The organism is Brevibacillus sp. IT-7CA2 (assembly GCF_949767855.1).
Taxonomy (GTDB): domain Bacteria; phylum Bacillota; class Bacilli; order Brevibacillales; family Brevibacillaceae; genus Brevibacillus.
This window is the reverse complement of record NZ_CATKQT010000011.1, coordinates 206,168-219,923: the sequence shown is the minus strand read 5'-3', so window position 1 is coordinate 219,923 and position 13,756 is coordinate 206,168. Positions and strand designations below refer to the sequence as shown.

16 protein-coding genes are annotated in these 13,756 nt (G+C 47.5%); 10 read left to right on the top strand and 6 right to left on the bottom strand.

The window, feature by feature from the left end; all coding sequences use genetic code 11:
* The first annotated feature begins 5 nt into the window (after positions 1-5).
* Positions 6-1,415: a dihydrolipoyl dehydrogenase gene (lpdA, locus tag ACM6JA_RS07405; RefSeq protein ID WP_007718888.1), complete on the top strand. Its 1,410-nt coding sequence runs from the start codon at positions 6-8 to the stop codon at positions 1,413-1,415.
* A gap of 122 nt (positions 1,416-1,537) precedes the next feature.
* Entirely contained in the window at positions 1,538-1,699 is a 162-nt protein-coding gene (locus ACM6JA_RS07400) for an aspartyl-phosphate phosphatase Spo0E family protein (protein ID WP_007718886.1), read from the top strand.
* Here ACM6JA_RS07400 and ACM6JA_RS07395 read toward each other — a convergent pair.
* Entirely contained in the window at positions 1,694-2,449 is a 756-nt protein-coding gene (locus tag ACM6JA_RS07395; protein WP_414851797.1) for a hypothetical protein, read from the bottom strand. The two genes, ACM6JA_RS07400 and ACM6JA_RS07395, sit on opposite strands and share 6 nt — an antisense overlap.
* Before the next feature lie 129 nt (positions 2,450-2,578).
* A complete protein-coding gene (locus tag ACM6JA_RS07390; RefSeq protein WP_414851796.1) occupies positions 2,579-2,728 on the bottom strand; it encodes a small acid-soluble spore protein P in 150 nt (49 codons plus the stop codon).
* A 389-nt stretch (positions 2,729-3,117) separates the two neighbouring features.
* Between ACM6JA_RS07390 and ACM6JA_RS07385 the strand changes: the two genes are divergently transcribed.
* Positions 3,118-3,975, top strand: a complete 858-nt coding sequence (locus tag ACM6JA_RS07385; RefSeq protein WP_414851795.1) for a hypothetical protein — start codon at positions 3,118-3,120, stop codon at positions 3,973-3,975.
* Positions 3,976-4,013: 38 nt separating this feature from the next.
* Positions 4,014-5,585, top strand: coding sequence for an ABC-F family ATP-binding cassette domain-containing protein (locus ACM6JA_RS07380; RefSeq protein ID WP_414851794.1), 1,572 nt, complete (start codon positions 4,014-4,016; stop codon positions 5,583-5,585).
* 43 nt (positions 5,586-5,628) lie between these two features.
* Here ACM6JA_RS07380 and ACM6JA_RS07375 read toward each other — a convergent pair whose 3' ends face one another.
* Both ACM6JA_RS07375 and ACM6JA_RS07370 read right to left on the bottom strand, forming a co-directional pair.
* Positions 5,629-6,144 (bottom strand): DUF6886 family protein, encoded by a 516-nt coding sequence (locus ACM6JA_RS07375; RefSeq protein WP_414851793.1) that lies wholly within the window; start codon positions 6,142-6,144, stop codon positions 5,629-5,631.
* 37 nt (positions 6,145-6,181) lie between these two features.
* Positions 6,182-7,246, bottom strand: coding sequence for a phosphodiester glycosidase family protein (locus tag ACM6JA_RS07370; protein ID WP_414852229.1), 1,065 nt, complete (start codon positions 7,244-7,246; stop codon positions 6,182-6,184).
* 136 nt (positions 7,247-7,382) lie between these two features.
* Between ACM6JA_RS07370 and ACM6JA_RS07365 the strand changes: the two genes are divergently transcribed.
* From ACM6JA_RS07365 to ACM6JA_RS07355, 3 genes are all read left to right on the top strand, one after another.
* Positions 7,383-7,526: a hypothetical protein gene (locus tag ACM6JA_RS07365; protein ID WP_007718864.1), complete on the top strand. Its 144-nt coding sequence runs from the start codon at positions 7,383-7,385 to the stop codon at positions 7,524-7,526.
* A gap of 151 nt (positions 7,527-7,677) precedes the next feature.
* A complete protein-coding gene (locus ACM6JA_RS07360; protein ID WP_414851792.1) occupies positions 7,678-8,922 on the top strand; it encodes a DEAD/DEAH box helicase in 1,245 nt (414 codons plus the stop codon).
* A gap of 36 nt (positions 8,923-8,958) precedes the next feature.
* Complete coding sequence (locus tag ACM6JA_RS07355) at positions 8,959-9,114, top strand: hypothetical protein (protein ID WP_007718860.1); 156 nt, start codon at positions 8,959-8,961, stop codon at positions 9,112-9,114.
* A 33-nt stretch (positions 9,115-9,147) separates the two neighbouring features.
* Here the strand turns inward: ACM6JA_RS07355 and ACM6JA_RS07350 are convergent, their stop codons facing one another.
* The gene (locus tag ACM6JA_RS07350) at positions 9,148-9,990 is read right to left on the bottom strand and encodes a serine/threonine protein kinase (protein WP_414851791.1); all 843 of its coding nucleotides are present in this window, start codon (positions 9,988-9,990) and stop codon (positions 9,148-9,150) included.
* A gap of 110 nt (positions 9,991-10,100) precedes the next feature.
* On the opposite strand from ACM6JA_RS07350, the gene ACM6JA_RS07345 reads away from it, so the two are divergent.
* From ACM6JA_RS07345 to ACM6JA_RS07335, 3 genes are all read left to right on the top strand, one after another.
* Entirely contained in the window at positions 10,101-11,216 is a 1,116-nt protein-coding gene (locus ACM6JA_RS07345) for a DUF3900 domain-containing protein (RefSeq protein ID WP_069844740.1), read from the top strand.
* Positions 11,216-11,830, top strand: a complete 615-nt coding sequence (locus tag ACM6JA_RS07340) for a DUF1444 family protein (RefSeq protein ID WP_414851790.1) — start codon at positions 11,216-11,218, stop codon at positions 11,828-11,830. The genes ACM6JA_RS07345 and ACM6JA_RS07340 overlap by 1 nt, the downstream gene beginning before the upstream one ends.
* 64 nt (positions 11,831-11,894) lie before the next feature.
* Positions 11,895-12,824 (top strand): sugar phosphate isomerase/epimerase, encoded by a 930-nt coding sequence (locus tag ACM6JA_RS07335; RefSeq protein ID WP_414851789.1) that lies wholly within the window; start codon positions 11,895-11,897, stop codon positions 12,822-12,824.
* Here the strand turns inward: ACM6JA_RS07335 and ACM6JA_RS07330 are convergent.
* On the bottom strand, positions 12,791-13,735 hold the full coding sequence (locus tag ACM6JA_RS07330) for a hypothetical protein (RefSeq protein WP_414851788.1): 945 nt from the start codon (positions 13,733-13,735) through the stop codon (positions 12,791-12,793). The two genes, ACM6JA_RS07335 and ACM6JA_RS07330, sit on opposite strands and share 34 nt — an antisense overlap.
* Between the last annotated feature and the right edge of the window lie 21 nt (positions 13,736-13,756).

Here is a 13,756-nt window from a genome sequence, read left to right as displayed (position 1 = left end):
AGACAATGGTAGTAGGTGAATTTACCACAGAAGTAGACGTGCTCGTAATCGGTGCGGGCCCAGGTGGATATGTTGCAGCGATTCGTGCTGCTCAAATGGGAAAAACAGTAGCTGTCGTGGAAAAAGGTGAACTGGGTGGCGTGTGCCTGAACGTAGGTTGCATTCCTTCCAAAGCGATGATCCACGCTGCACACACATATGAGCACACACAACATACAGAATCCATGGGTATCACGATGGAAAATGTAAAAGTGGATTTTGCCAAAGTACAAGAGTGGAAAAGCGGCATCGTGAAGCAACTGACTGGTGGCGTTGGCTCCCTCTTCAAAGGCAACAAAATCCAGGTAATCCCTGGTGAAGCGCTGTTCGTAAGTGAAAATGAAGTACGTGTATTCCACGGTTATGATGTCAACCGTTATCGCTTCCAGCATTGCATCATTGCAACTGGTTCGCGTCCAATCGAGTTGCCTGCATTCCCGTTTGGCAAACGCGTAATGTCTTCTACTGAAGCGCTGTCCTTGACTGAACTGCCGAAGAGCCTCGTGGTAATCGGTGGCGGATACATTGGTATCGAGCTCGGTACGGTGTTCGCGAAGTTCGGAACAAAAGTTACGATTTTGGAAGGCTCCGATCAAATCTTGCCAGGATTTGAGCCAGACATGCCACGTTTGGTGGAACGCAAGCTGAAAAAGCTCGACGTTACCATCCATACAAAAGCATTGGCACAAGGAATGGAAGAGACAGAAAACGGCGTGATCGTAACTGCAGAAGTAAAAGGCGAGCAACAAAAAATCGAGGCGGAATACGTACTCGTTACTGTTGGACGCCGTCCGAATACAGATGAACTCGGTATTCGCGACATCGGCATGAACGTGACTGACCGTGGGTTGATCGTTGTTGACAAGCAAGGCCGCACGAACATTCCTAACGTGTACGCGATCGGGGATATCGTAGCAGGTCCTGCGTTGGCTCACAAAGCTTCCTACGAAGGTAAGGTTGCTGCTGAGGCAATTGCTGGACATCCGGCAGAAGTGGACTACAAAGCGATTCCAGCGGTTGTATTCTGCGATCCAGAAATCGCAAGCGTAGGAATCAATGAGAAAGAAGCAAAAGAAAAAGGCATCGATTACGTTGTTGGTCGTTTCCCATTCGCAGCAAACGGTCGCGCTCTGTCTGTAAATGCAGGCGAAGGCTACGTGAAGCTGATTGCAGAAAAAGAAACGAATCTCGTATTGGGTGCGCAAATCGTTGGTCCAGAAGCATCCAACATCATCGCAGAGATCGGATTGGCGATCGAAATGGGCGCAACACTCGAAGACATCGAGCTGACCATCCACGCACATCCAACACTGGGTGAAGTAACAATGGAAGCCGCTGAATTGGCTCTGGGTCGTCCGATCCACGTCATGAAATAAAAAGTGGGAAAAGCCTTGTGCCGGAAATGGGTGCAAGGCTTTTTCTTCCACATCTTACCCTTTCCACCTGTTCTTATATAATGTAAAATAGTGGGAGACAACGTTAGGTGGGGGTCTGCATCATGGAAACTACGAGTAAGATGATTGATGACTTGCGACTAAAGTTAGAGCGCGCAGCAAAAGATGCAGGTTACAATTTTCTTGACCCTGAGATCGTGAGAATCAGCCAACAATTAGATAAATTGATTGTCGCACATATGCAACATGAAAAACGCCCTTCATGAGGGCGTTTTTGGTTGAGTGGGTACTTCCGAGATGGAATACAGCAAATGGGCATTATAGCCTTTTTTCGTAAGCGTGGGTTCTTGGGCATAATAATAGCTAGGATAAAGAATGAGATGCTGCGCATCGTAGCTTGGACCATTACTCGGACAGGTAAGCTGATGAGTTTCTGTGTCATAGGTAATTGCGGGAGAAATGGATTGCAGATAGGTAGTAAGGGATTCGATTCCTTGTAAAGAGTAAAAAATTCGTTCTGCTTCACGTACGAATTTGGGAGCAATCGCCTCCCAATTCGCCTCAAAAAATAACTGCCAATAAGATGAAACGAACAGGCTGAAACGGCCTTTCACATAATCGGCATCCTCTTCTAAATCGAAGGCAACCACAGGAGTATCATGATGCGATATCCACTCTTCTAAGATCGGTTTCATGCTACGCACAAAATGATCAGTGGGAAGTGTGACGAAGTACTCATATTGATCATCGACAGCCATCACACCTTTTGTATGTAGGGGGTCAAATGAGTCTGGGATCCCATATCGAAAGAGGGGGACAAAATAACCCCATTCTTTTAAAAGACGGGCTGACTCAAACTGCTCTAACTTTTCTTCGGTCCAATACGCAAATCGCTCGGGAGGTGTCTCTTGGGCGAGTGTATACAAACTAGCAGCCATCTCATACAGCGGGGAAACACTATAGCTGATCAAATTGGAAAGAGGGCTATGGTTGCCCGGAAGTGGAATGGTGATCATCTTCACTTAACCTCCATCAAGGATACTAAATTTATCATAGTGCATCCTTGTGGGACAATTCAATCTTTTTCGATGTAAAAAAAAGGAAGGGGAGTGGCACCCGACTGCAATGGAGCCGGGTGCCATTCATTATCCTTCGCGTGTTTGAATGGATCGCGAATGATTTTCCTGCTTCACTTTTTTAGAGCCAACCTGGGGTTCGTCAGTCTGTTCCAGCGGGCGAGCTACGTTATTGTAAGTTTGATGCGGATTTTCATCAAGAATATGGTCCTTTTCCATAAAATCAACTCCTTCTTTACCTAGTTTGGCGTAAACACATGATGACGAATCATAGGAAATGCTGGTATTCTATAATGAGGTTGTCCAAAAGTCGTCTTTTGATCACGATGTTGTTCTGTAAGTTTACTCGACATCGAAATTGGCGTTCACCTTCGAAGTCCGGTGCTCATGTAGGTCCCCTACACTCCGCTCCTCCTTCTTCAAGTTCTCGCCACTTTCTCGGTGCTGAAAAGACAACTTTTGAACTCGTAGGGTGAGGAAGCATGTCCACATTTAGAAGGAATTGATATGTTGTCAAAACTACAGAATGGCACGATACTGTTTATAGAACATAATATTTATTATGTAAACAATAAACGAGCTCTGCTGGTCTGGAAGGAGCGAGAACTATGCCTGTCTTAATCGCCCCCGTATTCAATTCAACAACAGCACAGCCCGTTCGGATCGCTTTGCCTAATTCGTACACGCTCATATCAGGCGCAAAGAGGCCATATGAGATCGCGTCTCGTTTCTTGCGTAATGAGATGGACGAGAACAAGCGAACCTTTGATTTGCGTGTAGATCCCAGCAGTTTATTTTTAGTCGGGGATCACGAAGAGATGAAAGTAACGGATGATCGGGTGTGGATTGAAGAAATCGAAAGTAAGCTGAATCTAGCGTCCACAACGGGGACTTGTTCGATTCCTTACATCATCACCGTCAATGGCAATATGTATGGCATTACGTATTTGAAGCGATCGCTTGATGGTGACAAGTACACATTTGATGATGAAACTGCGGGCATTTTTACTTCATTAGTCGAACAGAAGCTGCCGTCCCTTGCTTTTCGTCGCTATGCGCTTTCGCTGGAGAAGAAAAACTACGAGGATCAGCTGTTGGATCTGTGGATTGCATTGGAATCATTGTTCGTTCCCGATGGCAAAAAAGGCGAGATTACCTATAAATTGCGTGTCCGAATGGCGTACTATTTTGGAGAAACCGCCTTGCAGCGTGAACGGATTGCACAGTTTGTAAAAAAATCGTACAATCATCGCTCAGAGATTGTGCATAGCGGCAAGCTGTTTGGTGACAAGCTGGCTACAGAAGTCAATATTCTGAGGGCGATGACACGAGCCGCGATCTTGAACATCGCTGGGGAAAGTGTCAACCTTCAGGATATGCGTGTTCGGCTGGACGAATTGGTATTTACGGGCGAATCTTATGTGGCACGGTACGCTCCTACTTTTTTTGAAAGAATTTTGTTGTAAGCCTCATAGAGGAAACAGATCAGGAGGAAGAATAGAGCATGAGTGTTTTGATTGTAGAGAATTTGTCCCATGGTTTTGGGGACCGTGTTTTGTTTCGCGATGTGTCTTTCCGTTTGCAACCGAATGACCGGGTAGGACTTGTAGGCGCAAATGGTACCGGAAAATCAACGATGATGGGGATTTTGACAGGCCAAAACTTGCCTGATAACGGTCGTATTGAATGGATGCCCAAAATCGAATACGGATATTTGGATCAGCATACCAAGCTGCAAGCTGGCAAAACGATTCGTGACGTACTCAAGGACGCCTTTCTGCCTCTGTTGGAGCAAGAGGCGGAACTGATGACGATTGGTGAAAAGATGGCCGAGGCAACTCCAGAGGAACTGGAAGAATTGCTGGAGCGCATGGGCGAAATTCAAGACAAGCTGGAAACAAGCGGCTTTTATTTGATCGATGCAAAGGTAGATGAAATCGCCAACGCTTTGGGCTTGAGTGCAATCGGTTTGGAACGTGACGTTGCATCCCTCTCTGGCGGTCAGCGTACCAAGGTTCTTTTGGCAAAATTGTTGCTGGAACAACCAACTGTTCTTTTGCTGGATGAGCCGACGAACTACTTGGATGAAGAGCATATCGTGTGGCTGAAAAACTACTTGAAGGAATACCCTTACGCTTTCATGCTGATTTCCCATGACACGACCTTCATGAACGAAGTCGTGAATGTAATTTATCATTTGGAATTTACCAAGCTGAATCGTTACACAGGGAACTACGAATCCTTCCTGGCACAGTCTGAGACGAAACGCAGTCAGCACTTTGACGCATTTGAGAAGCAGCAGGAAGAAATCGCAAAAATGGAAGATTTTATTGCGCGCAATAAAGCACGTGCGTCTACTACCGGCCGCGCGAAGAGCCGTCAAAAGCAGCTCGATAAAATGGATCGCATCGACAAGCCGGAAACGGCTGCGAAACCTTCGTTTATCTTTAAGGAATCCCGGGCAAGTAGCCGTTTTGTCATCGAGGCTGAAAACCTTGAGATCGGATATTCTCATGCATTGCTGCCAAAGCTTAGCGTGAAGCTGGAGCGCGGTGAAAAAGTAGCGATTGTCGGCATGAACGGTGTCGGTAAGTCTACCCTGTTGAAAACGTTGCTGGGTGTGATTCCTCCGCTGGATGGAAAGCTGGAGAAAGGTGATTTCCTCCATCCTGCTTACTTCGAGCAAGAAGTAAAGGCGAAGCCAATTACTGCACTCGATGATGTATGGAATGATTTTCCTTCCATGAATAACCATGAGGTTCGCGGAGCGCTGGCACGTTGTGGCTTGAAAAATGAGCATATCAATCGTAACATGAACGCTCTATCCGGGGGCGAGCAAGCAAAAGTTCGTCTCTGTAAATTACTGCAGCGCGAGAGCAACTGGCTGGTATTTGACGAGCCGACGAACCACTTGGATGTCGTCGCCAAGGAAGAGCTCAAACGCTCCTTGAAGGAGTTCAAAGGGACCGTCCTTCTCGTATGCCACGAACCTGAATTTTATGAGGATTGGGTTACACAGACGTGGGATGTTGAGAAATGGAGCTTGGAACAGGCAAAAACACCGATTAAATTGTAAAGCAAAAACAGGCAGCCACCATCGGGTGAGACTGCCTGTTTTTTTATGTGAGCGACGCATTCCGCATACGGATCATGGAAAAGTGCAGGCTGCTTTGTAGCAGTGAATCTCGAAGCGGCAACAGCGAAGGAGTGATTCTCAATTCAATATCCGCTTGGCTAAGGCAGTGTACGAGGTCTCCTAATGGCTTTACGTCTAGTGGCGTAACGGTTTCCTTTGACAAATAGTAGCCCGCGCCTTCGTCCCAGCAATAAAAAGATTCTGGCGAGAAGACATATTCATATAGCTTTGTTTGTGTAAGCACGGGATACCATTTGCTTTCGATAGCCATAACCATTTTGGCACTCGTCAACCCAAGAAAGCGCTCGACGTCTGCTGACTCAGAATCTGCTTTTTTGTAAAAGCAAATCCTCGGGCAATCTCGCGGTAAATAATACATCGGCGCTCGTGCTTTATCAATCGCCCATACAGCCGGAGCAAGTGTGGGGTGGGAGGGATGGGCGCGAGGATGGAAAATTGCAATGGCCGGGTCTTCACTATAATGAAACAATTTGTCCAAAAATCTTAAACCTCCTCTAAATCATCTCAGCCGTTCTCTAAAAAACAGCCCACGCATTTGGCAGATAGCGGCCTCGATGATAAGGAGAAGACGTTTTCGTGATGGCTTCACCGTTGTGCATCATCATGGAGCTGGAACCACCGTCCATGGCCATTGCTGTAACCACACCGCGCTCGGCCAATACTTCCGCCATGTCGTTCATGCTTGCGCCGATGGAATGGCCGGGTTGGCGTCCGTCTATGACAGCAAATACGATCGTCCCGTCTTCTTTTTGTCCAATTGCGGTACGCGGTTGAATACCCCAGCTCTTGGCAGGCTTTCCTTCAAACATATTTTTCCCGTTTACAATCAACTGGGGACGGAAGCTCACAGCGTCACGCACGCCCATCTTTACGAGTTGTTCAGCCGAGTAGCTGCCTGTAATCATTTTACCGTCATAGGTAAGCCCTAACGCGGTTTCTCCGCTTCTCGGATTGTAGCCCTGCAAAATCTTTCCGTCGTGGATGACGACGCCGTAGGCATGCGCTCCTTTGCCGTAGCCGTCTGGGTCAGCGAATCCACTCGCATTGACAATCCCGATGGCTCCTGTTTTCTTCACAAACTCATCGAGCAGATCTCCACGGTCCTTGCGATTCGTGACAACGAGCCGTACTCTGCTCGGATCGCTAATGTACATGATTTTTCCTTTAAAGTAATAACTGCCTTTCGAGACGTCAATTTCCTCAATCTCGATTAGTTCCTTTGGTTTCTCCGGAAGTGTAACCGTTACCAGATTCGATTTCGGCGGAACAGGAGGTCCTGCCGTACCTGTGCCTTCTGAATTGATAACGGTCGGATGTGTAATTTGCTGCTTTAGTTCTTTCAATTTTTCATCAGGTAAAAACGTATAGGGGGCCCAGTAATCATGCTGTGTTGTCAACAAAGTGCCTGCCGCCCACTCACGTAATTCTACTCCGTTTTTCGTTCCAAATAAAAAAATAATTCCCAGAAGAGCTAAGGTTGTACAGGTTAAGGCAGTGCCGAGGATCCATTTCTTAACCCAACGCCATGGTCTTTTACGCTTGGCTCGCTTGCGTGTGCGAGTGCGCGATAACATCTCCATATCCATATTCACATCCATTTGACAAATTGTACGAGGGTTATCATTCCTATAGGAGAAGACGCATGACCGGGTAAAAGGTTTCAGGAAAATAATATGTGATCACCCTGGTCAAAATAAAGGACAGGAGGTGATAGGTGTGCGTGACTATGATGAGGCGTTTCAAAAGGAAGTAGAGGAGTACATGGAAAGTCCAAAAGGGACACGTAACCAAACCACCAGCCGGGACCGTCAAGACCAGGGTGAGAAGCAGGAAACCCGTATCGATTCCAATAACGGGTAGAAGGAAGGTCAGGCGAAGTCCATTGCGGATTTCGCCTGTTTTTATCTAGCTCCGATGGACCATACCTCACGAGGACTGGCTTACCTCTGTTTTCTACCTGCAAAGTGTGGTAAGCTTACCCAATGCACGAATTTATGCCAGGAGGGTTTTTGTGAGCACCACGTTTGCAGATTTACAAATTAGCGCACGGCTGTTGACTATATTGCGAGAGCGAAAGATGGAAACACCGACACCTGTTCAGAGTGAAGCAATCCCGGTGATTCTGGCCGGTCGAGATGCTTTGATTGAATCACCGACTGGGACAGGCAAGACGTTTGCTTATCTATTGCCGATTTTATCGAAAATCAATATGGAGCAAAAAGATGTACAGGCCATTGTACTTGCACCGACGCATGAGCTCGTTGTTCAGATTGCGCGGGAAGCAGAAAGCCTTCTGCCAGGCAAGGACACGGCCGTGATGTCCATTATTGGCGGAGTCGATGTGAAACGCCAAATCGAGAAACTGAAAAAGAAGCCTGTATTGATCGTAGCAACACCAGGAAGACTGCTGGAGCTAATTGATCAGCGCAAGCTAAAGGTCCATGAAGTGAAGACAGTTGTTGTCGACGAGGCAGACCGGATGCTGGATGCGGGCTTTGGCAAGCCGGTTCAAGAGGTCATGAAAAAAACACTACGTGATACTCAACGCCTGTTATTCTCCGCGACAATCGCAGAGGAAGTCGTACATACGGCTGAAATTTTTACAAAAGATGCTGCTGTTATTCGCGCAGCAGCACCAGAAGGCGCCGCAGGAGTAGCACACATGTATTTGGTCACCGATCCACGCAAAAAGGTGGACACGCTCCGTCGTTTGTTGCGCCTCGTCAATGTTCGCTCCTCAATTGTTTTTGTCAATCAAATCGAAAAAGTGGACGAGATTGTATCGAAGCTCAACTACCATCATTTGCCGTGCAGACTCCTGCACCGTGATGCTACGAAAGAAGATCGTGCCCGCACCTTGCAACAATTCCGGGATGGAGCATTCCCTGTGTTGATTACGACAGATGTATCGGCACGTGGCATTGATATTCCAGGTGTGGAATGTATTGTTCATTACGATCCTGCATCGGATGCTGACACGTACATTCATCGCAGTGGCCGAACTGGGCGTATGGGGCGTGCCGGACTGGTATTTTCGATCATTACGACACAGGAACAGTTCATCGTCCAAAAATTTTCGAAGCAAACAGGCTTGCCTATTGCTGAAAAATTCATGACGCACGGAGCGCTGGAAGATCCGCGTCCTGTACGAAAGCCCGCTCCAGCACAAAAGTCAGGAGCTCCAGCAAAAAATGCGAGCCCAGCAAAACGGAATCAAAATCGTGCACATAAGAAGGGCGGCTTTGGAACAAAGTAGGACAAGAAGTACACAACTTGTCTGCAGGAGGTTTCCATGCGCAAAGATCGGTTATATGAAGAGGATTTGCTGGTAAATGGCACAGTTGGTGGAGAAGTTCTGACGAAACACGAACGACAAGTGCTGCGCCAGGAAGCAGGGGAACTGAAGGAAAAGATGGAACAGGCGAAACAAGAGCCGATTGCAGAATGAATGACGAAGAAGAGCAGGGAGAATCCGTGAAGTCTACGGATGTCCTGCTCTTTTTTCTTGGGAGTGAATCAAATAGCGGTCCAGCTCTCTGAGCCAATCATGTACGCTTTCATAAGGGGCGTCCATTTGTAACAAACGCCGAATCATCATTCGAATGGATGGGGATAACGAGAGCTCCTCTTCCCAGCTTTTTTCAAGTGCGTCCGCTTCCGCTTCGTATCCGGAATAGAGCAAGAATAAAAAGAAATGTCCCAATGCGTACAAATCACTGGAAGGCGCAACTTCTCGCTTCAATTGTTTTTCAGACGGGTAGGCGGAAAGGGTATCAGCTGTGTAAGTCGGGCGATCACCAACGAACCGAGCGAGGCCAAAATCAATCAGGTACGGCTTGTCCTCTTTCCAGATGACGTTGGGGATACGCACGTCGCGGTGAATCAGATTTTGCTCGTGGAGGTAAGCCACCAGTTCCCCGATTTGGCGGATCCATTCGGCGCATTTTTGCTCATTCGCCACGATGTTTTGATCAAACAACATATCTTCGAGTGTCGGGCCTGCTATATAAGTCATGACCATAAACGAGTCTTGCCGATAAGTGAAGGAATCCAGACAGCGAGGGATTTGCGGATGCGAGAGGGACGTCAGCACCTTTTTTTCATACGCTTGCATAGCTTCTCCTTTTGGCGTGTGCCGCAGGCTTGGTTTCACTTGTTTCAGCACGACCTGATTACCTGTAGGGTTGTGCGTCGCGAGATAGGCGATCCCGTAGCTTCCCATCCCTAATACTTTTGTTATTTCATACTGACCTGCTAGGTGGCCGGGCTGATACGGCTTATCGCGTATCGTTTCGTTCCACCATGCCTTCATACGAGTCCACATTGTGTGATTTTCCCCTCCTCCCTTCATCTTATCATGATTTGAAAAAGCTGACCTTTTTTTCAATAGGTTTGCTATAATCAGTTCGTTACATGCAGACAGGAGCGAAGGGTATGAATTTTACAATTGACTGGTTATCCTTTTATCTAATGGAACAGCCTGAAGAAGAGGATGGCATTAAACAAGTGCGGATGACGCGCTATTTGAGCCATGATGAATATCAGAGAAGTGAGCTGAAAGATTTTCTCGATGGGGAATTCGCCCGGATTGCGAAAAGAAAAGTCGAGATGAATCCAAAGACAGAAGGCACGCCGACAAAACTGGGGCAATTTGTGTTGGAGCCTGGACATCCATTGGACTCGAACCCCAACTATGCCCTCTTGAATCGATTGTTGGCAGCAGAAACGTCAGGGGAGAGCAAGGAGCCCTGTCAGGAGCTGATTCAGTCGTATTTGCGAACCTCTCAAGTGAGAGGCGGAGTCATGATTGTGGTACGAACGAGGTTAGAGCTGATTGACGAGCGCTATGTCTTTATTTTAAAATGCGATTTCGAACAAAAAACAGCGGTCATCACAGATGAGAAGAGCCTCATATCGAATGTACGCATGGCGATCAATGCCAAAAACATGAAATCGCTTATGTATCCGTACATGATCGAATCAGGGATGAATGACCCGTATCACGTGAAAATTCATCAGTTCTCCCACGCGCGGTATTTCGAGGAATTTCTGCGCTTTATCGAGTATCCACAGACGATGACACAGATCGTCTCTGAAGAAGTCATTTCATTGGCGAGACAGCATATCGAATATACGTATCCTGAAGAGTCCGAAGAGCGGATACGGGAAGAGGAAGCAATCGAACTCATTGCCGCAAGTCCTAAGCGGGAGCTGGCAGAAAAATGGGAGCATGAGACCGTGATGGAAGCGATGCAAATCATTACAGATCGCCAACCAGAGGTCGAGCTGAAGTTCAAGCTGGATCATATGCAGATCCGCACGTTATTGGCCGATTACGGCACCAGCCTGCATATCGCCAAAGTGAACGGGCGTTATTTGGTGCTATTAGAGGGCGAGCAGCTACAGTTCGAGCGTGGCATGTCCCCTGTTGAGTTTTTAAAGCCAAAGGCATTGACAGATATCGTGAAAGAAATCGAAGAAAGAAGCCAGAACGTTGCATATACCCCGGTGAGCACGCCTACAGAGGACGATGATAATCCACCTTGGTAATGCACGAAGGGAAGGGAGTGATGGAGTTGGACCGACAACTAAGAGTAAACGGCCAAGAGCATAACATCTATCCGGTTTTGCGTCATGCCTCTATGATCAACAAGTACCCGGAGCGGTGGGTGGTGAAGGAGCATACAGCTGATACGTATGTACTGTACGCCCTAGATCAAGGCGAAGGCTACGCATTGATTGAGAAGCGGATGCTGGAGGAAGCAGGCTGGACGAGTGAGCAGCTTCATTCCTACGCGATGGAAAACTTGCGAAAGCTACCCTTTTCAGTGAAGTCACAAGAGGTAGGAGGCCAGCGCATCCATTTTATTAGTCCGGCAGATGGTTACGCGGCAAGCCGAATTTTGCTTGATTCATTTCTAGCGGAGATGGATCAGAAGAAGCAAGGGGACTCACTTGGTGTCGCGATTCCGCATCAGGATGTGCTGATCGTGGCGGATATGACAGGAGAAGCCGGGGCCCACCTGTTAGCGCGTCTCACCTATGATTTTGCATCGAAAGGGCAAGTGCCGATTTCTGTCTTGCCTTTTTATTGGGAGGAAGGGGAATTGACCCCATTTCTCGTGGTGACGCACGACTCAGGTACGAAAATTGAAAGAAAGTAGAGCAAGCGCGGGGATAGCTTTCCCGCGTTTTCTATATCGTCGGCAAATAGGAGGAAACCCTCGAATGAAAAATTTCATGATTGGTCAATATGGAGGTTTTGATCAGGCACAATACGCACGAGACTTTAAGGAGGGCTTTTACGGAATAGAGGCATGTTTGTTTGATTCGGAGGAGGATATCCAAATCCTACAGCGTGAATCTCAAGCAAAAGGATTTGCGATAGGTGTTCATTTTCCTCTGCGTGCAGGTCAATCCGAGCTGCGGGATGCTTTATTCATGGATGCTCATGATCAGACGAAAGCCGATGCACTTGAGAGGATAGAGCGGGAACTGGCGTATATGGCATTCATTCAGCCAACCTATGTCTTATTCCATTATCCGAAGCCCGTCATTTTGGATGATCGCGTCGACTGGAGTGTATGGCGATTTCATGATTCACGAGACTATGTATGGGAGCATGCCTACACGGAAGCAGAGTTTCAAAGTCGTAGTGAGCAGCTGTTTGCGTGGTTGGCTGAGAAAGGTAAGGAGTTTCGCTTCATGCCAGTCCTTGAATTTGATGCACTCAACCGATATGTGTATGAGACAGAATTTTTAGAGCACTTGCTACAGAAGTATCCAATGATCAAGCTCTGTCTCGATACTGGGCGATTATTCCTGCAAGAAAAAATCGACCCGTTTTTCAATGCCCGTAAAGTCATCCAAACGTATGCAAAATACGCGTGGAGCATCCATTTGAAAAATATGAAGATGACCGCTGATACAGTTGAATTCGTTCACTTTCCCGTTCTTCCCGAATGCAAACCGGATGAAGGATGGGCCCCGATTGAGGACTACCTGACAATCATCCGGAAGGAAAACCCGCACGTTAAGATTATGTTCGAGCATCGTTCCGACCAAGTAACAGACGAGCAACTCGAGCGTTGCTATCATTGGGTAAAGCAACTCCTATCTGAGCCTCATAAATCCACGTCCAGTAATAACTCAATATAGCGCCCGGCATCTTGAATTAGCCAGTACGGGTACCTAGGACCCTGTATGTACAAGTCTGTGGCGGTCACGAGCATCGTCTTCACCCGTGTTTTATCACCCATCAATTGCGCACATACCCCCATCGTCATCCACGGATACAAATCACCAGTTTGAAACGTATCAAAATGCGGGAACGCATCCGTGATCCTCTGGTAGAGTAGCGAGGCGGTATTGGCATCTGTCAAGCTGTAGACAATGGGAAACGCTTGGGAAGTGACGTCCGGGTACCATTTTCGCCAGCCGGGGTAAGTACGATCATACATTGCATACGACTTGCGAATCCGACTGTACATTCCACTGATGCCGAGCTCGCAGGCTTTGGCGCGTGCAGCCGCTTCCTCGGCAGCCTCCACATTTCCGATCAACGAAAATAAATACGATGCATCTTCCAGCCCCTTGGCCACCTCGCAATTGTCCATCAAATATTTAACCCGATACGAATGCTTCGCCCAGGTCAGACCGTCCTTCTGTTGAAGGCGGGCAACTGCTTGCAGAAGGGACAAGAGTTTAACGTGGTTGGCATGCAGCCAGTCCATACGCCCCGTTGCTCGTATCCATTCCGCAAGCAGGCTGAAATAAGTAGTGTGGTAGCTATCTTCGCTATCATTTGTGCCGGTATCGATTTCTCTGCCATGTTCAAGACGAAAATCATTGATATAGCCGTCTGCATTTAGGTTCCGCAAATACCAATCGAGATGACCGCGAACAGCCTCTACTTCCTTCATGCGGATGAGGGAAAGAATTCCGAGGTTGGTGAAGTACGGATTGATTTGATCACGATTGGGGCCAAGGCGAAAGGTACCGCTCGGCAATTGGCAGGATAGCAAAAAATTTGTTTGATTCAACGTCATTTCTTGCATCCATTTTTCCATGAGGCTGATCTCCTCTCCAGG